The following is a 23743-nucleotide window of genomic DNA, read 5'->3' as shown; positions in this document are numbered from 1 at the left end:
GGAAGAAGGTTATGATTCTGGTAAAAATTCAGTTTCTAATATTTGTGTGATTGCATAATGACAATTTTCTGGAAAGGTTTCATAAGGTAGGTTGGTTTCTTTGACTGCTAAGTTAATTCCGTCTTGATAACCTAATGAAAAGGCTTCTTCTAAATAGGATTTTAAGCTGGGACTATCTGCTAATATTCGGTTGATTTGAGTCCGTTGTTCTCGAATTGTTGCTAACCAACTATTACTACGTTTTTCTGGTTGATATTGCCATTTTAGTAAGTGTCCTAATAACAAGGCTAAAAGGTTGGTTAATTCTCTTCTTTCTTGTCTTCCCAATGTTTCTATTTCTTCAATTAAGTTGAGTTTATCTAGTGTTTCCCATTTTTCTTCTCTAAGTAGTTTTGCTTGTGTTTTTGTCCATCCATAAAAATCAGAATTGTACAGTGTATTCATGGTTTTTACCTGTAAATTACTATATATTATTTATTTGTCTGAATCAGGATTTTCAGGATTTTAGGATTTTCAGGATAGGAATTTGTCTGAATCAGGATTTCCAGGATTTTAGGATTTTCAGGATAGGAATTTGTCTGAATCAGGATATCCAGGATTTTAGGATTTTCAGGATAGGAATTTGTCTGAATCAGGATTTTCAGGATTTTAGGATTTTCAGGATTGGCTATTTGTTGCTTTTTTATTGAATTGGCATCATTTGTATTTACGATAAAACGATAAAGCCAAATATTGGAATCAATAAAGTATTGTGTCTTCTCACCAGCGTTCATTTGCTTGTTCTCTAGTGAGTGGTTGAAAATCTGCAATCTTAATGGGATTTGCGGTTAATTGGTTGATCATACCTGTTTGCGGAAAGTGTTTCTTTTTTGGAAGTTGTAAAATTACAATTTCTACTATTTCCGCATTGTGTATTTCGTCTTGATACTCAAGGGGAATTTCGATTTTACCGTTATTTACTCTGGCTTTAAACTGTATATTTGTAGTCATACTGATATTTCTGACACAATTGTTGATATCTTTCTTTCATTTTACAACTTTATTGTCTGAATCAGGATTTACAAGATTAGAGGATGAACAGGATGGCGTTATCTTCACATTTTACCGATACTTCCATCCTGAAAATCCTTAAATCCCGGATATCCTGATTCAGACAAAATGGAAAATGTGTGCTATACCGAATGAAGACACCAAAACCCGCTTTTTGTAGAAAAATATTTTCCGCCTAACGGCGGTGGGTTAAGAAGGGAAAAGAAAAAAAGAGAAAAGGGCAAAAAAGCAAGAGTGTAAGGGGCTACTAATTCCTCTCCGCACTAAAACAGACAACGCGAAAACCGATATAGGTGCTGAGCCTGTTATCGTGGGCGTTGCCGTAGCGGAAGGCAGAACGGCAGTCATCAGGATCGCTGCCCCACGAACCACCGCGTAGCAGTCTATTTAATGCGGTCTGACTTGTTAAAGCACTACCATCTATAGGCGCGTTTATGTAATTTTCTTTATAGTCATCTTGACACCATTCCCAAACATTCCCGTGCATATCGTACAAACCAAAAGCGTTACAGGGAAAAGTTCCTACATCTGTGGTTTGTTGGCGATATTGACCTTTGGGTGCAGAAGCATAAGTATAATTACCATCATAATTTACCAAATCAGGGGTAACACTTTCACCAAAATAAAATGGTGTGGTAGTTCCGGCTCTACAAGCATACTCCCATTCGGCTTCGCTGGGTAATCTGTATTTTTTTCCTGTTTTTTGACTTAACTTTTCACAAAAAGCAACTGCATCATTCCAACTCACATTTTCAACTGGGCGGTTATTGCCTTTGAAATAAGCAGGATTATCTCCCATAATAGCTTGATACTGCGCCTGTGTCAATTCGTATTTACCCATACAGAAACTCGGAACAGTCACTTGGTGTTGGGGACTTTCATTTAAACGTCGTTGTGCTTCATTTGCGGGTGAACCCATGATAAATTTTCCCCCTGGGATTTCCACCATTTCTAAGAAAACACCGTTTCCTAAGTCTTCTGTGAAGTATTTTGCACTGGCGTTGCGGCGGTTGGTGATGCTTCCAGTTGCGTCTGTGGTGACAACTTCAAAGTTGAAGGTTTTAAGTGGAAGAGTTGTAATTTCTGGAGTTGGTTCTGGTGTTGGAGTATTTGGAGAAGTTGTATTTTGTGGGGTTGGTTTTGGAGATGTTGTAGGTTCTGGTGTTGGAGTATTTGGAGAAGTTGTATTTTGTGGTTTTGAGGTTTTATTTTCACTCCCAAATATATTTTTTCCTACTACTGCTATAGTAAATGTTCCAACTATTAAACCCGCAGTTTGTAGAAAATCACGACGATTAAAGATAGTTTTTGGTGGTTGTTTTGGTTGTAAAGATTTTTCTATTGCTGCTATCCTTTGCAAAATCTTCTGAGTATTTCCAGGACGATCTTTATATAAACGTTGCATCATCTCATCTAGCAAATCTGCGAACATAGATGATATTTTTGGTGCATGATTACGCCAATCTAATTTCTCATTATAAGCATCATACATTGTTGGATCAAGCGGTTCTTTAGCTGTGAGTAAATAAACAAATGTTCGTCCTAAAGCAAAGAAATCAGATTGAGGTACGGCGTTATTGTTAATTTGTTCTGAGGGTGTGAAACCTGCGGAAATTATTCCTGTAACACCACCTTGCTGGTTAACTACTGTGGTTGTAAGTTTGCGGACTGTGCCAAAATCAATTAATACCAGTTGAGCATTTTCAGCCCTCAACATTATGTTAGATGGTTTGATATCTCGATGAAAAAAGTTTTTATTATGGACTTGTTCTAAAATAATGAGTAAATCTTTCAGCCATGCTATTGCTGTAGTTTGGTTAATGGGACGCAACCCATTTTTTTGCATATACTTTTGTAAGTCTTCTCCCTGAATTTTTTCCATTACCAAACAATGAATTGGGGTTTGGCTGTTATGGGGATAATATTCAAAATAAGCATCTGGTTCTACTTTAGGAATACCAGGATGATGAAGTTGACTTAAAACTTCGGCTTCTTGTTTAAATAATTCTAGGGCTTTTGGGTCATGATTAATTAAGCGTTTGAGAACTTTGGCTTTATTGGTTCTAACTTCATTAATCTCAAATGTCACACCAAAGCCACCATATCCTAACTCACTTATTACCCGATAACGTCCTTGTAGTAACAAGCCTGAACTACAGGTTTCACAAAATAGGATATTGTTTGGATTTTGCGGCTTTGGGCAGTTAGGATTGATGCACAGGCTCATGATCTTGGTAGGTAGCACATTTATCTGATATTCTACCTTGATTTACGGAAAATAAATATGTCTGAATCAGGATTTCCAGGATTTGAGGATTTTCAGGATATATTGTCAAGCTGCGTTGATAGCCATAGCTTATCATAGAAAATATATATATATATATCTTATTCCAATTTAACAACAGAGACTCAGAGGAGGAAAGGGAGTATGGAAGAGTTATTAATGTTAAAAGAATTATTGCATGAAGGGAAAGTTTTAGAAGCTTTGGATTTGGTGGAAGAGTTGGAGGAAATGAGTAAGTCTGATAAGTTAAATAAGATTTTTAGTTATGGGATTATTTTGTTATTGCATTTGATTAAACAAGGGGCTGAAAAACGTTCTACTCGTTTTTGGGAAACTTCTATTTTTAATTCTGTTAAGCAAATTCAACGCACTAATCAACGTCCCAAGGGTAAGGGTTTTTATTTGCAGGAGGATGAATTATTAGAAACTTTACAAGATGCTTACGAATCGGCTTTAAGAAAGGCTGCTTTGGAGGCTTTTGAAGGCAGGTATACAGCAGATGAATTAGGGAATTTTGTTAATCAAGATGAGGTAATTCAGGAAGCTATGGATTTGATTTTGGGAGGAGAGAATTAAAGCAGCTAATAAAAAGTGTTGTCATGAACTGCGAGGACGTTCAGGCATTTTTAAGTCATATAAAAATAAATGCAGAATTTCTAGTGGTGACATTGGGGAAGCATGAATCATTAAGTCATCATTACCTGGATGTAAATGAAATCGTTTTCCTTGATTGTCATTATTGTGTTCTGGTAAATTTAGATCAAATCGTAAAAATTTAGTTGGGTTATCTTCTAAAAATCTAATCTCAAAGTCAAAAGCAATAATTTCAGCAGGTTTAATATTTTCATCCACTAAAATTGCAAAATCAAACCAGCAACCATCAAATCTTTCAAAATGGGGAATTTCTTTAAGTCGCTTAAAGTTTCTTTGTCCTCCAGTTATTTCAATAAGTCCTTTACTCTTTGGTGTCTTTTTGAGTAGTTCATGAATTTTAGAATAATATTCTTTGTTTAAAAGCTTATCATCACAGGCTTTTGTTAAACACCTCAAAATCTCACTTCGCAAGAAGTTAGCACTTTTCACTGTCAGGGGAGTCTTTTCTACTAATCGTGCTTGTACATTCTCACAAATTTGCTCCCAGTCACTCTTACTGCTCAAATTAAATCTCCCCTTTCCAGAAGGACAAGCCATTCAGCATATTCAGGTTCAGATGGTAAAGTTCGCTTTTCAGCCATTTCAACTATTTGAGAGTCAGTTAAACCTGACCATTCTCTAAGTGTCGCTAGTCTTTCCTGAGTTTCTTCAAAACTGAGTAATTCTGTATCTTTTAAAAATGAATATACCCTAAAACCGAGCCAACTAACAATATTTGGAGCATAAGAAAACATAGTTTTTGCTGATTCTGGTGATAAAATCAGCACTAATCCACGTTTTGTCATCAGGGAACTTCGCATACAATCAAATTCATACCAATTATTTTTATCCCATTTTTCAAAGTTCCAAAGAATTAAATAATCTTCAGTTGTATTAATAATTTTGTCTACTAAAGTATTAGTTTCAGAATTTGCAGAAAAGCATCCCACTTCACATTCTGCAAAAATGCTAAGTGTTTCTTGCAAATCATCTACTAATTGCTGACTATCTAAATTTGAAGTAATCAGTGCTGACCATGTATTACCTGATGTTGGTTGTGAGCCAATTCTCTGTAAAAATTCATCAATACTAACTGACGTAAGTGAATTAATCATCGAAGTTCATTTTAATCTACAATTTGTTGAATTAATGGTTTCATGGCTGGATGAACTGCATAACGTAGTTTTGGATATCTATATTCAAGAATTACTCGTCTTACTAATAATCTTAAATCTTCATCAGTTCTAGGAATAAATGTTCCTGTTTGGAGAATTTGCTTAATAATTTTCAGTTCATTATCTGATATACCAAGTAATTGATTTCTACCAGTTGAATCAACAGCTTTTAAAACTTGTTGTTCTTGTACTTTATCTTCACCTGATAGATATGTTTCCTCAATGGAGGCTTGTGTCAGGGTAATAAAGTCTCGTAAAACCCCACCAGAAAAGTGAATCAAAGCTTTAATTGCTGATTCTTCTATAAAATCTTCTGATGAGCGAGTTTGAATAATTTTCTCAAAAAAATTATAAGCTTCTGGATCATTTTCGACATCAAAAAATGGCTGATAGTAAAAATAGTCTAAACTTTTATTAATGGTATCATGATAATTTCCATAAATTGCAGTTAAAGAACCTACTAATACTAGACCAATACCCGCAGATGATATTGCTTTTGCATCTGAAAACACAAGCTGCATAAACATTCTAGCATCATCAAGCCTATCTAATCCATCAAATAGAAGAACCAGATTTCCATATTTTTCTGAAGTATATTTAGTTAATTCACTGACCGTTTTTACTAACTCTAAACTTATCCCATATCCTTCTGATTTCTTTGGAATAATACCTTTTACTATAATAGGTTCATCATATTCATGCGGCTCAGGATATTCGTCGTAGTTGTAGGATGCATAACCATTTGCAAGATCACGAATTGATTCGACAGATTGTATAATATTTTTATCTTTACTATCTTGAATAAGTTTAGCAATTTCTAATCCTGCGATCGCAGTTAAAACACCAGTAGTTATTTTAGAAATATCTGTATATTCACTAACATCTATATATATTGCATGGATATCTTCTATTTCATTAATTTGTTGATAAGCAACTAATAATTGAGTTGTTTTCCCAGATCCAATACCTCCTAAAAGAAGATGTGAAGAAGACGGACGCAAAGCTATACGATTTGAGATATTATCTACAAGTAATTTTCCCGGTGCGTGGACATAATAACCACTTTCAATTGCTTCTGATGGATTTGCTGCACCCTCAAAAGCTGCCATTCTTTCTCTAAAAAGCTTTAGTCGGTTTGACATATAACTTAAACTCTCTGTTTACGAAATTGTGCGTATTGTGAGAAATAGCTGAATATCTTTAATGACTATTATAAATATATAACAGTTCTATTTCTCACAACTCACTATTAAAACCGTCCATTTCCCTGAACAATATGCTTCACCGTTGTCAATGTTTCCAAACTGATAAATCCCCGACGATGTCCTTTTTGATTGGACATTCCTAAAAATGCAGCCTCTCCTCGTGAGGAGTGACGGGAAAAACGAGGGGAAGCATTAATATAAGTGGAAGCACTATTTACTCCTAAAGCAAATTGGCGACTTTCTTGGTAAGATTCTGTGACAATACTATCAGCATGACTGCTACTATATTGATTAATCCAAGCGATCGCACTTTCTAAACTATCTACTAACTTAAAAGCTACTGTTTTGGTTAAATACGGTGTTCCCCATTCTTCATCTTTGGCTAATTGCAATTGGGGAAATGCTGCAACTAATTCTGCATCTCCTTTAAGTTGAAAACCTTTTTCTTTCAAACTACTCCACAGCACTGATAAGGAAGATGGTAAGGCTTGACGATGCACTAAGACTTTTTCAATGGCATTGACTTGATCTGGTTCACCTTCATGGCTATCCATAATCATCCAGCGAATCATTTCTAAGCTACTATTCACTGACCAATACAGATAACAATTACCCATTGCTGATTTTAACACTGGGCAGGTTGCTTGTCTGACTACCTGTTGAATTAAACTGGAACGTCCGTAGGGAATAACTAAACTTAAATACTGATCTTGGGTAACTAAGTCTCGCACTGAAGCACCATGTTCAGCGGTGATTAATTCTACACAACCTGCGGGTAATCCGACTTTTGTAATGGCTGTTTGCAGGGCGTTAGCGATCGCTGTATTAGAGTTACTAGCTTCCGTACTACCTTTAAGAATAATACTATTGCCCGTTTTTATGCAAAAACCAGCAGCGATCGCCCCCAAATCCGGGAAAGCCTCATAAATAAAGGCAATTACCCCTAAAGGCATTAATTGAGTATAACTTTGAGAGTCTTCCTGTTGATAATCAGCAGTTCTCACCCGGCGCAAAGGATCAGATAATTCCCCCAATCGTTGCAGAATCTTAATAGTATTCTCCAACCTAGAGGGGGTTAGCTTCAACCAGTCCAAAATTAATTCGGGAACTGCCATTTCTCGACTTGCTTCTAAATCCAGAGTATTAGCTTCGAGAATTTCATCAAAATCGCTTTCTATCGCTTGTGCCATTGCTAACACGGCGCGACTTCTATCTGTCCCCTTAGTCGTTCCCAATTTTAAGGAAGCCTGAAAAGCGCGGTTAGCACTTGTCATAGGTTCGGGGTAATCATCAATCACTTCACCTGTCATGGAGTTAACGTCTGTAAGTAAGCCAGACCATTAGTACTGGCAGAATTACCAATAGCAATGCTACAATTGCCCAAGCTATGATGTTGGAACTATTAGCCAATCGTAGAGCTAATGGTAGCCATATAATCACTAACACAAAAATAATGCTGAGTGCTATTGGTAAATAGTTTTGTCCTAATCGGGGTTGAACAATTTGCCAATTATTGCCTTTCCAGCGCCAAGCACGCTTGTAAGGATAAGTAGTAGAAAGTTGTTCTAATACATATCCGTTTTCTTCGACAACAAAAATCTGCTGACAGCGATCGCATCCAAACGCTTCTGTGAGTGTAATAGGAATTAACTGTCCATTGCGACGACAAGGACAAATGTATTCCATATTTAAGTCAATTTTATCTGGTTTTTGAGGTTGCACAAGCGAGATAAATAACTTGGGCGGTTTTTTACATTATTCCCTAGTTTTCCTGAAAATCAGTATGGGAAACCTTAAAATTGCGTCTAATAATGTAGCTGGGAAAGTTTTCTCACAAACTCCCAATCTAAATATCCATCATTTACAAATTTAGTGGTGATGGAAAGTCTTTAGTGTTATTTTAACATATCTACTTTAACTAGAAAGCGGGTGATGGGATTCGAACCCACGACATCAACCTTGGCAAGGTTGCGCTCTACCACTGAGCTACACCCGCGAGACTCACCAATAAACTTATTATTCCAGATATATTCAACTTTGTCAACCCCTTAGCTCAACTTTTTTTCAGTTGTCAGTGGCAAGAATTTTTAACCAATTACCCATTACCCATCACCCATCACCCATCACCCATCACCCAATTAACCTGCTAAATTCGGGCGTAATTGCCGCATGAGACTAGCCATTTCTATAGCATTCATAGCGTACTCCCAACCATGATTACTCTTGATGCCGGCTCGTTCTAGTGCTTGCTGCATGGTATCTGTGGTTAAAATGCCAAAAATTACAGGTACACCTGTTTGGAAACTAACCGCAGCAATACCTTTAGAAACTTCTGAAGATACATAATCAAAATGCGGTGTTTGTCCTTTAATGATTGCACCGAGGCAAATTATGGCATCATAACGACCAGACATTGCTAACTGACGAGCTACATTGGGAACTTCAAAACTACCAGGAACCCATACGTAATCTACCTGCTGTCCTTCAGGGTCAGAATCTATACCATGACGCTTTAAGCAGTCTTTACATCCTTCTACTAGTTTTAAAGTAACAAGATCATTGAAGCGAGCTATGATCAATCCAAAGCGCAAAGACTCAGTGTGCTGAAAATTTCCTTCAAAAACTGCCATAACTGCCTCTAAATAAATTTATAATAACTGCTTTATCAATATACTTTTCTGCCATGAAAATAGAAGAGCGGGAAAGCACAATCAGGAAAAAGTCATGTAAACACAAGTTAAATTACCCCCCTTAATCCCCCCGATGCTTTGGGGGGAAACCGGAAGAATTAGTTCCCTCCCCAAAGCATCGGGGAGGGTTAGGGAGGGGTAATTTGAGGAATAATGGTGATTCGATATGTGTGTACACCGTAGCCTCTTAGGAGAGGGCTAGGGAGAGGCTTTGAAACCCTACTTGCAGGTAAAAAAAGTTTTTCTGCTTCCCTCTCCTTTTAGGAGAGGTAGGGAAGGGGGGAAGAGTTAGGTTTCTGGAGGTTATCGGTTTCATCTAATACTTTTCAAACAACCTCTTAACCCAGCCTACAAAAAATGGCGAAGATATTGAAAAAAGAAAGTTTTTTCTTTTTGACTCTTCACCTAAGCTTTTATGATTCTAAAAGTGTGTACGGTATGCGCTAGTGAATATTCAAAGCATTCAACTAAACCACAAAAAAGTTTAATATACCAACTAACACGACTAAAGCCGTCCAAATTGCTGAACCAACCCAGAGTAGTTTTTTAGATTCTACCCAGTTTTGAGGAGTAGCGTAAACAACAGGTACACCAATCACAAGCACGAAGGAGAACAGGACTAATGATATTAAAGCGATTTGAAATACTATGCTCATTTTGTTTTTCCCAACATAACTAAATCTTAGTTTTCCCGAAACTGCTGCTGTATAAACAGTTTAGGTTTTTCAGTGAACCTTATGAACTCATATGGCATCGCCTGATCAATTAATATTTTACGTCTGGTTTGTAACAGTTGCTCACTTCTGATCTTCCAATCTGTTTTTTTCTTTCGGGGATTGGGAAAATGATTAAGATAGAAATTATCTTCTCTGTCACCTGTTACCTGTCCCCTGTCACCTTTAATATATGGATTTAATTCTTTGTCACACAACTGCGGATTTTGATGCTTTGGGGGCAGCGGTAGGGTTAACTTGTCTCAAACCAGGCAGTAAAATTGTCTTAACTGGGGGCGCACATCCTCCTGTAAGGGACTTTTTAGCGTTACACCGTGACGAGTATCCGTTGATTGAAAGACGTTCCGTAAATCCTGAAAATATTCGCTCTTTAATGGTTGTGGATACTCAAAAGCGCGATCGCCTTGGTAAAGCCGCTATCTGGTTCGATTTACCCAGTGTCCAAGAAATCATCGTTTACGATCATCATTTTGGACAAGATAGAGACATTCCCAGCACCCAATTATATATTGATGAAGTGGGGGCGACAACCACCTTAATGGTAGAAGAATTGCAAAAAAATAATATTTCTTTAAATTCTGCCCAAGCAACTGTAATGGCTTTAGGTATTCATGTTGATACAGGTTCATTAACCTATAAACAATCTACAGCCAGAGATGCTTTAGCTTTAGCTTGGTTAATGCAGCAAGGGGCAAATTTATCAGTTATTTCCACGTATCGTGATCCTGGTTTATCACCACAATTACAACAATTATTAAGTACAGCTTTAGAGAATTTACAATATCTTTGTTTGCGGGGATATACTATTGCTTGGGTGACACTAAAAACAGATGGTTTTGTCCCCGGTTTATCAGGTTTAGCTTCCGAAATTATTGACTTAACAGAAACCGATGCTGTACTGTTGGCAAATGAATATCCTTTAGGTGAAGATGATTGGCGATTCACAGTAATTGGGAGAACAAAAATTCCCCAAACAAATCTTAATTCCTTATTTCAACCTCATGGTGGTGGGGGACATTCTCAAGCTGCATCTCTTAATCTGCGTACCACAGATTCCCAACAAATTTTACAAGAATTATTAGATAGTTTAAAAGCCCAAATTCCCCATCCTCCCACAGCTAGAGATTTGATGTCTTCGCCAGTGCGGACAATTCGCCCTGATACTACTATAGCTGAAGCCCAGCGGATTTTATTGCGTTATGGACATTCAGGTTTATCTGTAGTTAATAACCAAGATTTATTAATCGGAATTATTTCCCGTCGGGATTTAGATATTGCTTTACATCATGGGTTTAGTCATGCACCGGTTAAAGGTTATATGACAGGTAATTTAAAGACAATTACCCCTGATACTTCTTTACCAGAAATTGAGTCTTTAATGGTAACTTATGATATTGGTAGATTACCAGTATTAGATCATGGGCAATTAGTTGGTATTGTCACCCGCACCGATATTTTAAGAGAATTACACCAACTAACAATTCAAAATATAGAATTAACAACTGATAATTATTCTCGAAATTTAGGACTCAATACTGAATTAGAAAAACGTCTCACTCCTCAGCTTTGGCGATTACTCAGTACCGCATCCCAAGAAGCAGAAAAACGGGGTTGGCATCTTTATTTAGTGGGTGGTGCGGTGCGAGATTTGCTATTAGCAGAAACAGAAACTCGCAGTTTGATGATTAATGATATTGATTTAGTTGTTGATGGTTTTCATAAAACCGCAGATGTGGGCGCAGGTGTAGAATTAGCTAAAGCTTTACAGCAAATTTATCCAAATGCGAGATTAGAAATTCATGGTGCTTTTCAAACTGCGGCTTTATTATGGCATAAGGATTTACTATTAGACTCATTATGGGTAGATATTGCCACAGCAAGAACCGAGTTTTATCCTTACCCAGCAGCAAATCCAGAAGTTGAGGCTAGTTCCATTCGGCAAGATTTATATCGGCGAGATTTTACAATTAATGCAATGGCTTTGCGGCTAACTTCTCCCCGTGCTGGTGAATTATTAGATTTCTTTGGTGGTTTTATAGACTTACAAAATCAGCAAGTTCGGATTTTACACCCTAATAGTTTTATTGAAGATCCAACTCGGATTTATCGCGGAGTCCGGTTTGCGGTGCGGTTTGGATTTTCCCTAGAACCACAAACAGAAGCCTATATTCGTTATGCTATAAATAGTGGAGTTTATGATCGAACAAGTCAAGAAAATCATAAAACTCCAGCTTTGCAAACTCGGCTAAAAACCGAATTAAAATATATATTAGCAGCACCTTATTGGCAATCAGCTTTAGAATTGCTGGATAATTTAGGGGCTTTACAATGTATTCATCCTACTCTAAAATTAGATGCAGAACTTTCTCGACAATTAAATTTATTAAAACACTGTTTAAGGAAATTTGACAAAAAACAAACTTTAATAAATTGGCAAATGCGTCTAGAAGTATTAATTGCCTATTTACAACCGGAATATCGGGGAAAGGTAGCTAAAAACCTGCAATTAACTGATGATAGTATTATTAGATTAGAGAAATTATTTTCAGTGGAATCTGAGACAAGTACATTATTACCCACTTTTGAAAAACCTAGTCAAACTCTCTATTTACTCAGGAAATATGATTTGCAAACTTTAATCTTAATTGCTTTACAAAGTCCCCGCAAAATCAGAAGACGGATTTGGCAATATTTAACAAATTGGGGAAATATTCAACCGTTATTAAATGGAAATGATTTAAAACAATTGGGTTATAAACCTAGTCCTCAATATAAGCAAATGCTTGATGATTTATTGACTGCGACTGTAGATGGTATAATTAAGGATAAAGCGGAAGCACAAGAATTTTTAGCCAAGCATTATCCTGGGTAATTGATATTAAAAATATGAGGTTGATATGCAAATTCAAACATCCAGCAAATATTACACTCCAGAAGAATATTTAGAACTAGAAGAAAAATCAGAATTTAAAAACGAATATATAGATGGGGAAATTATACCAATGACTGGTGGAACTACAAATCATAATGAAATTTCAGGTAATTTTTATCTACATTTTAAATTAAAAATGCGGAATCAAAATTACAAGATTTATATGGGTGATGTTAAATTGTGGCTACAACGTTATCAAATCTATACTTATCCAGATATTATGGTAATTCAAGGAGAACCAATATATCAAGGAACTGGAACTACTCAAGTAACAAATCCGTTAATGATTGTCGAAGTGTTATCTAAATCAACTATAAATTATGATAAAACCGACAAATTTAGATTTTATCGTTCTCTTCCTGAATTAAAAGAATATATTATGATTGACCAATATGAATGTTTTATTGAACAATTTGCCAAAAATGCCGAAGGACAATGGGTATTAACTGAATATGAATCAGTAAATGATATATTGTCTTTAAAATCAATAGATTTTCAAATTCCCTTCAGTGATATTTATGAAGGTGTAAATTTCCAGTAGGTTTGGTTGACGTATGTTACCCAACATCATATTATTGTCTGATAGCGTAGCTATATCAGGATTTACAGAATTTAAAAACAATATTAATTTACTGATAACATCCATGTTAGAAATGCTAAAATTGGCTCAACTGGTGGCAATGGATATTCAGTAATATCAATAGTGACTGAATTACCCTCCAGTTTTAAAAATTTCCAAGTAGTTCCACTGGTGACAGAACCGAAAATTATGGGAATGTTGACATTATTAGCAGCATTAAATTTTTGGGCAGCTACCATTTCTGCAATACACTGACCTAAACCACCATTAAGATTTTCTTTTTTTGCTTCTATAATTATAACTACTGGAGCTTGAATTTCTAATTGGCTTAGTGATTTACTAATCAGAAAGTCACAAATACCATTGAGTCCAATACTAGGATCAACGGTAAAATCTTCTCCAGAAAAGAGGCTAATTTGACGATCTAATAATCGTCGAACTGCTGTTAATACAGGGCTAATAATCCATTCAGAACGAGCTTTTTCACTACCTCGTGCAAGTACCAATGGTAAACCTTCTTCTAGTTCTTGACGTAGCAAATCATCAGGTTTTACAGGAGGTACATCTGGAAAAAACCGTCCTCCTTCATGGATGGCGATCGCTAAATCCTGACGGACTTTTTTTAGTGTAAAATCACTGTAGGGCATAGTTATAATTAATCTTTGCTACAAAAACAGAGTTTAGTTCCGTAGGTTGGGTTGTGGAACGTAAACGTATCCCTGCGGGACACTGCATGAACGCGGAGCAATCGGAACGAAACCCAACATCATATTATTAAAACATATTATTAAAACTTTTGTTGGGTGGCGCGATTCCTGCGGAGCGCTTCGCTATCGCTTAACCCAACCTACATTTGATTGTAGATTAAATTGTATCAGGATCTATATTTAACTCCCGCAATTTTGCTGCTAAACGTTCTGATTTTCTCGCTTCCTTTTCGGCTCTTTGGGTTTCCTGTTCTGCGGTTTCTTCAGGGGTAAAAACTAACTTTCCTGCTGGTGTAAAATACCGCAATAATCCCTCATGAATTCCCAAATATAAATTTAATTGTTCACTCCATAAATGTCCTTTTTCATTTGCTTCTAGAGGTTGATATTTTCCATCTAATAAATGAAATCCTGCAAATTCTAGTGTATAAGGATCAAACCAAAAATAATCCGGTGTGCGGAAAGTATTTTGATAAAGTTCTTTTTTGTATTCTCTATCTGTATTCGCTGTAGTTGGTGAGAGAATTTCTAAAATTACATTGGGATATTTACCGTCTTCATTCCAAACTACCCAACTTTTCCGAGTTTTGCGTTCTGTTCCCAGCACAACAAAGAAATCTGGACCTCGGAAATATTCTGATTTTTTCTGATTAGGACTATAATAAATGGTGAGATTTCCCGCAGCATAGAAATCATATCTATCTTTCCACAACCATTTGAGACATTTGATTAAGAGCATAATTTGCTCTAGATGTAGTTCTGTTTCCACGGGAGGTTCATCACTATATAAATCATTAGGAGGAAAAATCACATCTTGAGAGATGTTTTCTTTAAGTTCTAATGCTTGAGTAATCATCATAATATGACACCAAGTAGTTATTGGTTGATTATAGCATCGAATTACAAGATACCCGACTTCTTTAAGAAGTCGGGTATCTGACTAAAACCCAACATTATTAAACCTGATTATTAAAACTTTCGTTGGGTGGCGCGATTCCTGTGGAGCGCTTCGCTATCGCTTAACCCAACCTACGTTTGATTGTAGATTAAATTGTATTAGGATCTATATTTAATTCTCTCAGTTTTGCTGCTAAACGTTCTGCGGTTTCTTCAGGGGTAAGCACTAGCTTTCCTTCTGGTGTGAAATAGCGCAATAATCCCTCATGAATTCCCAAATATAAATTTAATTGTTCACTCCATAAATGCCCTTTTTCATTTGCTTCTAGAGGTTGATATTTTCCATCTAATAAATGAAATCCTGCAAATTCTAGTGTATAAGGATCAAACCAAAAATAATCCGGTGTGCGGAAAGTATTTTGATAAAGTTCTTTTTTGTATTCTCTATCTGTATTCGCTGTAGTTGGTGAGAGAATTTCTAAAATTACATTGGGATATTTACCGTCTTCATTCCAAACTACCCAACTTTTCCGAGTTTTGCGTTCTGTTCCCAGCACAACAAAGAAATCTGGACCTCGGAAATATTCTGATTTTTTCTGATTAGGACTATAGTAAATGGTGAGATTTCCCGCAGCATAGAAATCATATCTATCTTTCCACAACCATTTGAGACATTTGATTAAGAGCATAATTTGCTCTAGATGTAGTTCTGTTTCCACGGGAGGTTCATCACTATATAAATCATTAGGAGGAAAAATCACATCTTGAGAGATGTTTTCTTTAAGTTCTAATTCTTGAGTAATCATCATGATGTGATACCAAGTAGTTATTTGTTGATTATAGCATTAATTGTCAGAATCAGGATTTACAGGATTAAAAGATTAACAGGATGTGATATTCATTAATCCTCAACATCCTTAAATACTGGATATCCTGATATGGCTACGCTATCAGACATTATTATATTCATTAATCCTGACAATCCTTAAATCCTGGATATCCTGATTCAGACAATTTCTTTTTTTATCGAACCACAGAGAACACAGAGAACACAGAGAAAATGTAAAAATTATCTGCGTTTAATTTTTGATATTTTATCCTGAAAATCCTCGAATCCTGGTTATCCTGATTCAGACATTTCTCTAATTATTTTCATTGTTTCCACACTCACGGTACAAACTCTCATTAATAAATCAATTACCTGTTCTTTGTAATCTGCGAAACGATAGGTATTGAATTTTTCCGCAATGGTGGGATCTTTTGGTTTCTTTTCTTTATATTGATCTAATATCCATTCTAACGCAAACGCTTTATCAAATAATTCCGAGAAACAGGTGTTAATCTAGGCATTTTATACTGGCTCTGTAATTTGATTCAAGTTAATATCCTCAATCAAAGGAATATTTAACCCTAAACGTAAACGTAAAGCCAACCAATCACTGAGTGCTTCTTTCAACTCGCGCCGACAACCTTCTAAGGTTTTATAATTTGCCCATACTCCCTGCAAACCTGGAATTTCACCCCAATAAGTACCATCATCTTCAATAATTTCATAAACTGCTAATTCCATTGCTTTATCAATGTAACTTGCCAGCATTTTTACTATTTCCTGTTAAGAAGTAAATATTTCTTATGTTACAGCAGTTTTCATCTATTTCAACGATACTCTGAATAAGTCTATTTATTATCCACCAGGCGACTAGAAGTCGCGGCTACACAGACGAAACCCACCTTCGTGGGTTTAAAAGCCTTGAATTTGCATTAGTCCACGCAGGTGGACTTTGTTTGTGTCGTCGTGATTTATAATCGCCGGAAATTTTTCAAACATCCTCTGACGAGAGACACCTGTTTACAGTGGTTGTATTTCACCAACTGAGAAAACTTTCAGATAGAAGCATGACGGCCTATATACAGGTTATAATTCTTTTTGCGGAGCAACTTTACAAAAATTTATGAGTAATCCCCTTGTGCAAGCCTTTTTCGTAGGCAGAGCAGTAGCTGAAGTGATTAATGAGCGTGTAGAAGTCGCCTTGACTGATGCTTTGAGTGAATTAGGCAAATTGGATGCTGAAACTAAAGAGCAACTACGCCAGTTTACAGAAGAAGTGATGGCACGAGCTAATCGAGCGGCAGAATCGTCTGCAACTGGAACAACTACAGGTAATAGTTCATCTGGGGGAGATTCAGTAGACTTACAGACCGAAATTGACGAATTAAGGGCAGAAATTGCCCTATTAAGAAGTGAATTGCAGAAGCATCGTAATGCTGCAAAATAGGTAATGGGCAAGAGGCAAGAGGCAAGAGGCAAGAGGCAAGAGGCAAGAGGCAAGAGGCAAGAAAAATATCAATATCATCCCTAGTCCCCTGCCCCCTGCCCCCTGCTCCCCTGCCCCCTGCCCCCTGCCCCCTGCCCCCTGCCCCCTGCCCCCCTGCCCCCTGCCCCCCTGCCCCCTGCCCCCTACCTCCCCTACCTCCCCTACCTCCCCTACCTCCCCTACCTCCCCTACCTCCGTAACAACCCGACGGTATAAGAAAAATATGGAACAAGGTTACTCAGACAAAGCATACCGTTGGAATCGGGAAGAATACTCTAGCAAACGCCGCTTTGTGGATATTTGGTCTTTTGTCTTGACCTTGATGTTCAAAATTTGGCGCTATAACAAGGCTTGGAGTTACCCCGGTGGTGTAACAGAAACCAAGCAAGCAGCTAGACGCAAAGCCCAAGCAATCTGGATTAGAACGACGTTTTTAGATTTGGGTCCGACTTTTATTAAGATTGGACAACTGTTTTCAACTCGTGCGGATATTTTCTCTGCTGAATATGTGGAGGAGTTATCTAAGTTACAAGATAGAGTCCCGGCATTTAGTTATGAACAGGTAGAAGGAATTATTGAGCAGGAATTAGGGAAGAAAATTTCCGTCCTGTTCCAAGATTTTGAACCTGTTCCCCTGGCTGCTGCTAGTTTGGGTCAAGTCCATAAGGCGATTTTGTATACTGGTGAGTCCGTAGTTGTCAAGGTGCAACGTCCTGGACTCAAAAAGCTGTTTGAAATTGATTTAGGCATTCTTAAAGGTATTGCCCGCTATTTTCAAAATCATCCCAAATGGGGACGCGGTAGAGATTGGATGGGTATATATGAAGAGTGTTGTCGTATTCTCTGGGAAGAAATTGATTATCTGAATGAAGGACGCAACGCCGATACTTTTCGCCGGAATTTCCGTATTTATGATTGGGTAAAAGTACCGAGAGTCTATTGGCGTTATGCTACCTCTAGAGTAATTACTTTAGAGTATGTGCCGGGGATTAAAGTTAGTCAATATGATGCTTTAGATGCGGCTGGTGTGGATAGAAAAGCGATCGCTCGTTACGGCGCACAAGCCTATCTACATCAACTGCTGAATAATGGCTTCTTCCACGCTGACCCCCACCCTGGTAATCTGGCAGTTAGTCCTGACGGGGCTTTAATTTTCTACGACTTCGGGATGATGGGAACAATTAAATCCAATGTCCGCGAAGGCTTAATGGAAACTTTATTTGGTATCGCCCAAAAAGATGGCGACCGTGTGGTAAAATCTCTAGTTGATTTAGGAGCGATCGCCCCAGTTGAAGACATGGGACCTGTCCGTCGTTCTGTCCAGTATATGCTGGATAACTTCATGGACAAGCCCTTTGAAAACCAATCGGTGGCAGCTATCAGTGAGGATTTGTATGAACTCGCTTATGATCAACCATTTAGATTTCCAGCCACTTTTACCTTCGTCATGCGTGCCTTTTCCACCCTCGAAGGTGTGGGGAAAGGTCTAGATCCAGAATTTAACTTTATGGAAGTTGCCCAGCCTTACGCAATGCAGCTTATGACAGATAACAGTAGTTCTGAGGGGAATAGCTTCTTGAATGAATTAAGTCGTCAAGCAGTCCAAGTTAGTAGCACTGCTTTAGGATTACCACGAAGATTAGAAGATACCCTAGATAAAATAGAACGTGGGGATATTCGACTAAGAGTTCGCTCCGTAGAAACTGAACGCCTGATACGGCGACAGGGTAATATTCAACTGGGAATAAGCTATGCTCTTATTATCAGTGGGTTTACAATTGCTGCCACAATTCTTCTAGTTAGCCACTATGTATGGTTAGCAAGTCTGATTGGTTTAATTGCCGCATCAGTTTCATTCATGCTGATTCGTCTGCTTCTACGCCTCGACCGTTATGATCGAATGTATTAATTAATTGTTCACGAAAAATCTATGAAACTTGAATCTACCGGTTGTACAGATCCGGGGCTTATTCGTGCTTATAATCAAGATTCCTACTATATTGATCCCGCAGGGCGATTCTTTATAGTAGCCGACGGAATGGGTGGTCATGCAGGAGGAGAAGAAGCTAGTCGCATCGCTACCGAAGAAATTCGTTCATATCTAGACCAAAATTGGCAATCCCCCCAATCTTCCTCAGAAATTTTAGAACAAGCTTTATCCACCGCCAATCAAGCCATAGTTAAAGACCAACAAAATCATCCTGAACGTTCTGATATGGGAACAACAGCCGTAGTCATCATGATTCGTCCATCGGAATTACCCGTATGTGGTCATGTTGGTGATTCCCGTCTTTACCGTCTGCGAGAATCACAATTAGAACAAATTACAGAAGACCATACCTGGATTGCCAAGGCCCTGAAAATTGGCGACATTACTGCTGATGAAGCCAGAGTTCATCCCTATCGTCACGTTTTATCTAGTTGTTTAGGCAGAGAAGACCTCAACCACATTGATATTCAACCCCTAACTATCGAAAATGGCGATCGCCTACTCCTCTGTAGTGATGGACTCACAGAAGAACTCATAGATCAGAAAATTTTTAAATACATCAACGACGCACCCAATTTAGAAAAAGCTGCTCACACCCTAGTTGAAGCCGCCAAAGAACAAGGTGGACACGATAATATTACCGTTGTCCTTGTGTCCGTAAAAGCCTAATTTTCCAGTCTCCTCTCGTTCCCATACTCTGTATGGGAATGAACTCCAGAAGGCTCTGCCTTCAACAACAGATTTAGGCAGAGCCTCTGTGATAGCATTCCCAGTCAGAGACTGGAAACGAGATGATAGATCAGAAAATTTTTAAATACATCAACGACGCACCCAATTTAGAAAAAGCTGCTCACACCCTAGTTGAAGCCGCCAAAGAATAAGGTGGACACGATAATATTACCGTTGTCCTTGTGTCCGTAAAAGCCTAATTTTCCAGTCTCCTCTCGTTCCCATACTCTGTATGGGAATGAACTCCAGAAGGCTCTGCCTTCAACAACAGATTTAGGCAGAGCCTCTGTGATAGCATTCCCAGTCAGAGACTGGGAACGAGATGAACCCTTCCCCCTTGCCTAACTAAAAAAGTAAATATACTTAACAATTTGTTCAAATTGAGCATTTTTTATATTAACAATTTGATAAAAATATTTTTAATCTCCAAAAATTACCACAGGAGCTTAAATTTCTATAATTTCCACAATTGACATATTGCACCTTGTAGTATGTCTTAAATAAATAGCAAATAAGCGGTTAAGACATCAGATAATCAAAATCAGTGCCAAGCATAAAACTTGCCTGTGTCCTGATTTCTCACCAATAACCTCTAAATAGCAACCAACCCATAACTACTGTAATTTCAAAAATATCCACCAAAATCAAACCATCCAACTTGCACAAATCTGCTCTCTGCGGAGTTGATTCTCGTATCAATAGATTCAATAGCAGCACATACCTCGGAAAAATAAATTCAAAAAGATGGGCAAACTGTCAAAGACTTGTTATCTTTCTTAATATAGAGAAACAAATGTTAAGCAAAATCTAGCCCAAGGATTACCTCTTCGGACTTTTATGTAATTCAACAGATTGCAAATAAAGGAACTAAGGAATTTAAATAACAAGCAACAGCCTGTTTTACCTTTAAATACTGACTTCCAACTTTTCAATTCTGTTATCAATTTCGACTTTAAACCTTGTTTGTTTTGGAGTTCATTATGAATCAACGAACTGAACTATCTTTGGAACAGCAATTTAGCATTCGCTCCTTTGCTACACAAGTCCAACACATGAGCCACGAACAAGCTCAGGATTTTTTGGTCAAACTTTATGAGCAAATGGTCGTCCGTGAAGCAACTTACCAAGAAATGCTCAAACACCAATGGGGTCTAGAATCAGATCCCAATATGGCATAGGGTTACGAATGAGTAACTTCTCCTGTATCGCAGTGGGCGACCTCCTTCTCTTGCTCGTTTCCAGACAGGAAAAAAGCTGGGGATGCTGGGGCGTTAACTTCGATTACTACTACAGCATAGTGTAAATAGGTTGACACTCCCCAGTCCAAAGAGGCGGGGATTCTATAGAGAGTTTCCCTTATAAGAATTTTAGATTTTAGATTTTAGATTTGAGATGAAAAAAATTTGGTATAAGAGGTTGTTTGAAAAGTATTAGATGAAACCGATAATTTCCAGAAACCTAACCCCCCTTCCCTACCTCTCCTTAGCCCTCTCCTAAAAGGCTACGGTGTACACACAAGTGGTATCTGCAAGGGTTTCAGGCGTTATAGACCCCTGAAATTGTCATCACGAGCGCAAGTAATCAGATAATCCCGTGGTTTTTGCGATTCCTAGGTCGCGCTTCGCTATCGCTTCGTTATTCCTCCTCTGTGGGAGACGCTACGGGAAGGCAATGAAAGACTTCCAGAGCGATTCCTAGGTCGCGCTATCTCTATTCCTATGGCTCCTGCGTCGCCACGCAAGCTATCGGAACGCTACCGCGAACGAGACGCGAACGCTATCGCACAGCCTAAAACCCACATTCCGCACCCTGAACTGTCACATATCAAAAAAGCCTAGCGAGTAGTACATAATAACTAAAAATCATTCGAAGGGTAAGAGGCTTAATGATAGTAAGTAGCATTAAGCTGGGCATGGAGTGAGAAAGTGGAACTTCGTAACGGGACTGAAAGAAAGAGAAAATTCGATATGATTAAAAAATTAATTGTTCACAAAAGCAAGAAATGAGAGAATCACAATAGAACAAGTAGAGGAATCTGTTGTGAAATTAAAACCCCAAGAAATAGAAATTCAAAACATAGATCATCTAGGGATAGTAGCAGGGATGATAGATTCAATCGGAATAGTAGAAATAATAAATGAATTAATAGGAGTTGAAAAAGACGAGAAAGTAAGTGCAGGTCAAGTAGTAAAAGCCATGATAATAAACGGGTTAGGATTTGTATCGAAACCCTTATATATGTTTCCCCAATATTTTGAAACAATCGCCTGTGAACATCTAATAGGAGCAGGAGTAAAACCAGAATATCTCAACGACGATAAACTGGGGAGAGTTATGGATAAACTATTTATCAAAGGATTGGATACACTATTTTTTATCATAGCCTTAAAAGCAGCACAAAAATTTGGAGTATCACTGTCAACCTCGCATTTAGACTCATCATCAATACACGTGCATGGGCAATATAATACAAGTTTACCAGAAGTAATATTTGAGAATCAAAAAGTAGGAAATAACCAAGAATTAGAAGAATTAGCAGTAAAATCACCAAAAGAGATAACCATCACCTACGGTTATTCCCGTGACCATAGACCAGATTTAAAACAATTCATCATAGAAATGATATGTTCAGGAGATGGAGACATACCAATATTTTTAAAACTAGCATCAGGAAACCAAACAGATTCATCATGCTTTGGTCAAATAGCAGTAGAATATCAAAAACAATTAGAAGTTAATAGTCTCATCGTTGCTGACGCTGCTTTATATACAGAATCAAACCTGAAAATGATGTCAGAATTACGTTGGTTATGTCGAGTACCATTAAGCATAAAAGCAGCAAAATCATTAATATCAACATTACCAGAATCAGAATTTATTGATAGTACAATACCAGGATATAAATTAGCATCAAAAACCGAAAATTATGCAGGGATAGAACAAAGATGGTTAGTAGTGCAAAGTCAAGAAAGAAGAGAATCAGACCTGCGTAAGCTCAGACAAAAAATTACCAAAGCAGAATCAAAAGCTGTGAAAGATTTGAAAAAGTTATCACAAGAGAGATTTGCTTGTGAGGCTGATGCTATCAAGGCATTATCAAAATTATCAAAACAATTCAAATATCATCAAATTAACGAAATTTTGGTTACTCAAATCAAATTTAAGACAAAAGATTCTTCAGAAGAAATATCTTACCAAATATCAGCTACAGTTTCCGAAAATGAAAGTAAAATTAATACAGAATTGCTGAGTGCAGGACGTTTTATTATTGCTACGAATGTTTTAGATTCAAATGAACTTAGCAATGATTCCATGCTGAGTGAATATAAAGCTCAACAGTCTTGTGAGCGGGGGTTCGGTTTTCTTAAAGACCCATTATTTTTTGCAGACAGTATTTTTCTCAAAAGTCCTGAGAGAATAGAGTCTCTGGGAATGATTATGGGTTTATGTCTACTGGTTTATACTTTGGCTCAACGTCAAATTAGAAATGCTCTGAAAGATTCTAAATCAACAATTAAAAATCAATTAGGTAAAGCAACTGACCGTCCTACTTTACGCTGGATTTTTCAATGCTTTCAGTGTATTCATTTAGTTGAATATAACAACGAACAACACGTCTCTAATTGGACTCAAGATAGGGATTTTATTCTGAATCTTTTACCAGATGATTGTTTTCATTACTATCAATTAGCCACTTAATTCTTCTCTCCATTAATTTAATTAATATCAGATTTAGGAGCTAATCTGTTTGATTTATTGCTCTATTTTACTATGTCTATAATTTCGTTTTTTACTTCAATTTATTAGTCTAACTTATAATCT

Annotated in this window: 23 protein-coding genes and 1 tRNA gene; 8 read left to right on the top strand and 16 right to left on the bottom strand. The window is 37.3% G+C overall.

All coding sequences use genetic code 11. The features are described from left to right. Positions 1–9: 9 nt before the first annotated feature. From NG743_RS20125 to NG743_RS20110, 4 genes are all read right to left on the bottom strand, one after another. Positions 10–444 (bottom strand): DUF29 domain-containing protein, encoded by a 435-nt coding sequence (locus NG743_RS20125; protein ID WP_257120765.1) that lies wholly within the window; start codon positions 442–444, stop codon positions 10–12. Between the two features lie 26 nt (positions 445–470). Next, entirely contained in the window at positions 471–773 is a 303-nt protein-coding gene (locus tag NG743_RS20120) for a hypothetical protein (protein WP_257120764.1), read from the bottom strand. Beyond that, a complete protein-coding gene (locus tag NG743_RS20115) occupies positions 760–990 on the bottom strand; it encodes a hypothetical protein (protein ID WP_257120763.1) in 231 nt (76 codons plus the stop codon). The genes NG743_RS20120 and NG743_RS20115 overlap by 14 nt, the downstream gene beginning before the upstream one ends. 307 nt (positions 991–1297) lie before the next feature. Beyond that, positions 1298–3277, bottom strand: coding sequence for a bifunctional serine/threonine-protein kinase/formylglycine-generating enzyme family protein (locus NG743_RS20110; RefSeq protein WP_257120762.1), 1980 nt, complete (start codon positions 3275–3277; stop codon positions 1298–1300). Between the two features lie 201 nt (positions 3278–3478). Here NG743_RS20110 and NG743_RS20105 point away from each other — a divergent pair, with 201 nt between their 5' ends. After that, entirely contained in the window at positions 3479–3910 is a 432-nt protein-coding gene (locus NG743_RS20105; RefSeq protein ID WP_027402113.1) for a DUF29 family protein, read from the top strand. Positions 3911–3931: 21 nt separating this feature from the next. Here NG743_RS20105 and NG743_RS20100 read toward each other — a convergent pair whose 3' ends face one another. From NG743_RS20100 to psbZ, 8 genes are all read right to left on the bottom strand, one after another. Then, positions 3932–4492 carry a hypothetical protein gene (locus NG743_RS20100; RefSeq protein WP_257120761.1) on the bottom strand — a complete coding sequence of 187 codons (561 nt, stop codon included), beginning with the start codon at positions 4490–4492 and terminating at the stop codon, positions 3932–3934. Further along, complete coding sequence (locus tag NG743_RS20095) at positions 4489–5082, bottom strand: hypothetical protein (RefSeq protein ID WP_027402115.1); 594 nt, start codon at positions 5080–5082, stop codon at positions 4489–4491. The genes NG743_RS20100 and NG743_RS20095 overlap by 4 nt, the downstream gene beginning before the upstream one ends. 11 nt (positions 5083–5093) lie before the next feature. Next, positions 5094–6284 carry a hypothetical protein gene (locus NG743_RS20090; protein WP_257120760.1) on the bottom strand — a complete coding sequence of 397 codons (1191 nt, stop codon included), beginning with the start codon at positions 6282–6284 and terminating at the stop codon, positions 5094–5096. Positions 6285–6391: 107 nt separating this feature from the next. After that, positions 6392–7657 (bottom strand): glutamate-5-semialdehyde dehydrogenase, encoded by a 1266-nt coding sequence (locus tag NG743_RS20085; RefSeq protein ID WP_027402117.1) that lies wholly within the window; start codon positions 7655–7657, stop codon positions 6392–6394. Between the two features lie 4 nt (positions 7658–7661). Beyond that, positions 7662–8069, bottom strand: a complete 408-nt coding sequence (locus tag NG743_RS20080) for a hypothetical protein (RefSeq protein ID WP_257120759.1) — start codon at positions 8067–8069, stop codon at positions 7662–7664. Positions 8070–8271: 202 nt separating this feature from the next. Then, positions 8272–8343: transfer RNA gene (locus tag NG743_RS20075), tRNA-Gly, on the bottom strand. A gap of 142 nt (positions 8344–8485) precedes the next feature. Beyond that, on the bottom strand, positions 8486–8977 hold the full coding sequence (ribH, locus tag NG743_RS20070) for a 6,7-dimethyl-8-ribityllumazine synthase (RefSeq protein ID WP_027402119.1): 492 nt from the start codon (positions 8975–8977) through the stop codon (positions 8486–8488). A gap of 527 nt (positions 8978–9504) precedes the next feature. Next, positions 9505–9693 carry a photosystem II reaction center protein PsbZ gene (gene psbZ / locus NG743_RS20065; RefSeq protein ID WP_027402120.1) on the bottom strand — a complete coding sequence of 63 codons (189 nt, stop codon included), beginning with the start codon at positions 9691–9693 and terminating at the stop codon, positions 9505–9507. Positions 9694–9943: 250 nt separating this feature from the next. On the opposite strand from psbZ, the gene NG743_RS20060 reads away from it, so the two are divergent. Together NG743_RS20060 and NG743_RS20055 are read left to right on the top strand one after the other, a co-directional pair. Continuing rightward, complete coding sequence (locus tag NG743_RS20060) at positions 9944–12643, top strand: CBS domain-containing protein (protein WP_027402121.1); 2700 nt, start codon at positions 9944–9946, stop codon at positions 12641–12643. Positions 12644–12668: 25 nt separating this feature from the next. Further along, positions 12669–13244, top strand: a complete 576-nt coding sequence (locus tag NG743_RS20055) for a Uma2 family endonuclease (RefSeq protein WP_257120758.1) — start codon at positions 12669–12671, stop codon at positions 13242–13244. Positions 13245–13327: 83 nt separating this feature from the next. Here NG743_RS20055 and NG743_RS20050 read toward each other — a convergent pair whose 3' ends face one another. The 4 genes from NG743_RS20050 to NG743_RS20030 all read right to left on the bottom strand — a co-directional run bounded on the left by NG743_RS20050 (position 13328) and on the right by NG743_RS20030 (position 16484). Beyond that, positions 13328–13930, bottom strand: a complete 603-nt coding sequence (locus NG743_RS20050) for a hypothetical protein (protein WP_027402122.1) — start codon at positions 13928–13930, stop codon at positions 13328–13330. A 217-nt stretch (positions 13931–14147) separates the two neighbouring features. Then, positions 14148–14849 carry a Uma2 family endonuclease gene (locus tag NG743_RS20045; RefSeq protein WP_027402123.1) on the bottom strand — a complete coding sequence of 234 codons (702 nt, stop codon included), beginning with the start codon at positions 14847–14849 and terminating at the stop codon, positions 14148–14150. A gap of 187 nt (positions 14850–15036) precedes the next feature. Continuing rightward, on the bottom strand, positions 15037–15696 hold the full coding sequence (locus NG743_RS20040) for a Uma2 family endonuclease (RefSeq protein ID WP_257120757.1): 660 nt from the start codon (positions 15694–15696) through the stop codon (positions 15037–15039). A gap of 542 nt (positions 15697–16238) precedes the next feature. After that, complete coding sequence (locus tag NG743_RS20030; protein ID WP_027402125.1) at positions 16239–16484, bottom strand: type II toxin-antitoxin system HicB family antitoxin; 246 nt, start codon at positions 16482–16484, stop codon at positions 16239–16241. A 355-nt stretch (positions 16485–16839) separates the two neighbouring features. On the opposite strand from NG743_RS20030, the gene NG743_RS20025 reads away from it, so the two are divergent. The 5 genes from NG743_RS20025 to NG743_RS20005 all read left to right on the top strand — a co-directional run bounded on the left by NG743_RS20025 (position 16840) and on the right by NG743_RS20005 (position 23620). After that, positions 16840–17163 carry a DUF6825 family protein gene (locus NG743_RS20025; protein WP_027402126.1) on the top strand — a complete coding sequence of 108 codons (324 nt, stop codon included), beginning with the start codon at positions 16840–16842 and terminating at the stop codon, positions 17161–17163. A gap of 262 nt (positions 17164–17425) precedes the next feature. Continuing rightward, entirely contained in the window at positions 17426–19111 is a 1686-nt protein-coding gene (locus tag NG743_RS20020) for an ABC1 kinase family protein (protein ID WP_027402127.1), read from the top strand. Positions 19112–19132: 21 nt separating this feature from the next. Next, positions 19133–19861 (top strand): Stp1/IreP family PP2C-type Ser/Thr phosphatase, encoded by a 729-nt coding sequence (locus NG743_RS20015; RefSeq protein WP_027402128.1) that lies wholly within the window; start codon positions 19133–19135, stop codon positions 19859–19861. Between the two features lie 1040 nt (positions 19862–20901). Then, positions 20902–21099: an NblA/ycf18 family protein gene (locus tag NG743_RS20010; RefSeq protein WP_027402129.1), complete on the top strand. Its 198-nt coding sequence runs from the start codon at positions 20902–20904 to the stop codon at positions 21097–21099. Between the two features lie 925 nt (positions 21100–22024). Then, the gene (locus tag NG743_RS20005) at positions 22025–23620 is read left to right on the top strand and encodes an IS1634 family transposase (protein ID WP_257122116.1); all 1596 of its coding nucleotides are present in this window, start codon (positions 22025–22027) and stop codon (positions 23618–23620) included. Positions 23621–23743: the final 123 nt, after the last annotated feature.

It is taken from the genome of Dolichospermum heterosporum TAC447 (genome assembly GCF_024584745.1).
Taxonomy (GTDB): Bacteria; Cyanobacteriota; Cyanobacteriia; order Cyanobacteriales; family Nostocaceae; genus Dolichospermum; species Dolichospermum heterosporum.
This window is presented reverse-complemented; position numbering and strand designations above follow the sequence as displayed.

Bases quoted from the DNA above. Each gene is read 5' to 3' on its own strand.
- NG743_RS20125 (WP_257120765.1), bottom strand. From the start codon at position 444: ATGAATACACTGTACAATTCTGATTTTTATGGATGGACAAAAACACAA.
- NG743_RS20120 (WP_257120764.1), bottom strand. From the start codon at position 773: ATGAACGCTGGTGAGAAGACACAATACTTTATTGATTCCAATATTTGG.
- NG743_RS20115 (WP_257120763.1), bottom strand. From the start codon at position 990: ATGACTACAAATATACAGTTTAAAGCCAGAGTAAATAACGGTAAAATC.
- NG743_RS20110 (WP_257120762.1), bottom strand. From the start codon at position 3,277: ATGAGCCTGTGCATCAATCCTAACTGCCCAAAGCCGCAAAATCCAAAC.
- NG743_RS20105 (WP_027402113.1), top strand. From the start codon at position 3,479: ATGGAAGAGTTATTAATGTTAAAAGAATTATTGCATGAAGGGAAAGTT.
- NG743_RS20095 (WP_027402115.1), bottom strand. From the start codon at position 5,082: ATGATTAATTCACTTACGTCAGTTAGTATTGATGAATTTTTACAGAGA.
- NG743_RS20090 (WP_257120760.1), bottom strand. From the start codon at position 6,284: ATGTCAAACCGACTAAAGCTTTTTAGAGAAAGAATGGCAGCTTTTGAG.
- NG743_RS20085 (WP_027402117.1), bottom strand. From the start codon at position 7,657: ATGACAGGTGAAGTGATTGATGATTACCCCGAACCTATGACAAGTGCT.
- ribH (WP_027402119.1), bottom strand. From the start codon at position 8,977: ATGGCAGTTTTTGAAGGAAATTTTCAGCACACTGAGTCTTTGCGCTTT.
- psbZ (WP_027402120.1), bottom strand. From the start codon at position 9,693: ATGAGCATAGTATTTCAAATCGCTTTAATATCATTAGTCCTGTTCTCC.
- NG743_RS20060 (WP_027402121.1), top strand. From the start codon at position 9,944: ATGGATTTAATTCTTTGTCACACAACTGCGGATTTTGATGCTTTGGGG.
- NG743_RS20055 (WP_257120758.1), top strand. From the start codon at position 12,669: ATGCAAATTCAAACATCCAGCAAATATTACACTCCAGAAGAATATTTA.
- NG743_RS20050 (WP_027402122.1), bottom strand. From the start codon at position 13,930: ATGCCCTACAGTGATTTTACACTAAAAAAAGTCCGTCAGGATTTAGCG.
- NG743_RS20045 (WP_027402123.1), bottom strand. From the start codon at position 14,849: ATGATGATTACTCAAGCATTAGAACTTAAAGAAAACATCTCTCAAGAT.
- NG743_RS20040 (WP_257120757.1), bottom strand. From the start codon at position 15,696: ATGATGATTACTCAAGAATTAGAACTTAAAGAAAACATCTCTCAAGAT.
- NG743_RS20030 (WP_027402125.1), bottom strand. From the start codon at position 16,484: ATGCTGGCAAGTTACATTGATAAAGCAATGGAATTAGCAGTTTATGAA.
- NG743_RS20025 (WP_027402126.1), top strand. From the start codon at position 16,840: ATGAGTAATCCCCTTGTGCAAGCCTTTTTCGTAGGCAGAGCAGTAGCT.
- NG743_RS20020 (WP_027402127.1), top strand. From the start codon at position 17,426: ATGGAACAAGGTTACTCAGACAAAGCATACCGTTGGAATCGGGAAGAA.
- NG743_RS20015 (WP_027402128.1), top strand. From the start codon at position 19,133: ATGAAACTTGAATCTACCGGTTGTACAGATCCGGGGCTTATTCGTGCT.
- NG743_RS20010 (WP_027402129.1), top strand. From the start codon at position 20,902: ATGAATCAACGAACTGAACTATCTTTGGAACAGCAATTTAGCATTCGC.
- NG743_RS20005 (WP_257122116.1), top strand. From the start codon at position 22,025: ATGATAGATTCAATCGGAATAGTAGAAATAATAAATGAATTAATAGGA.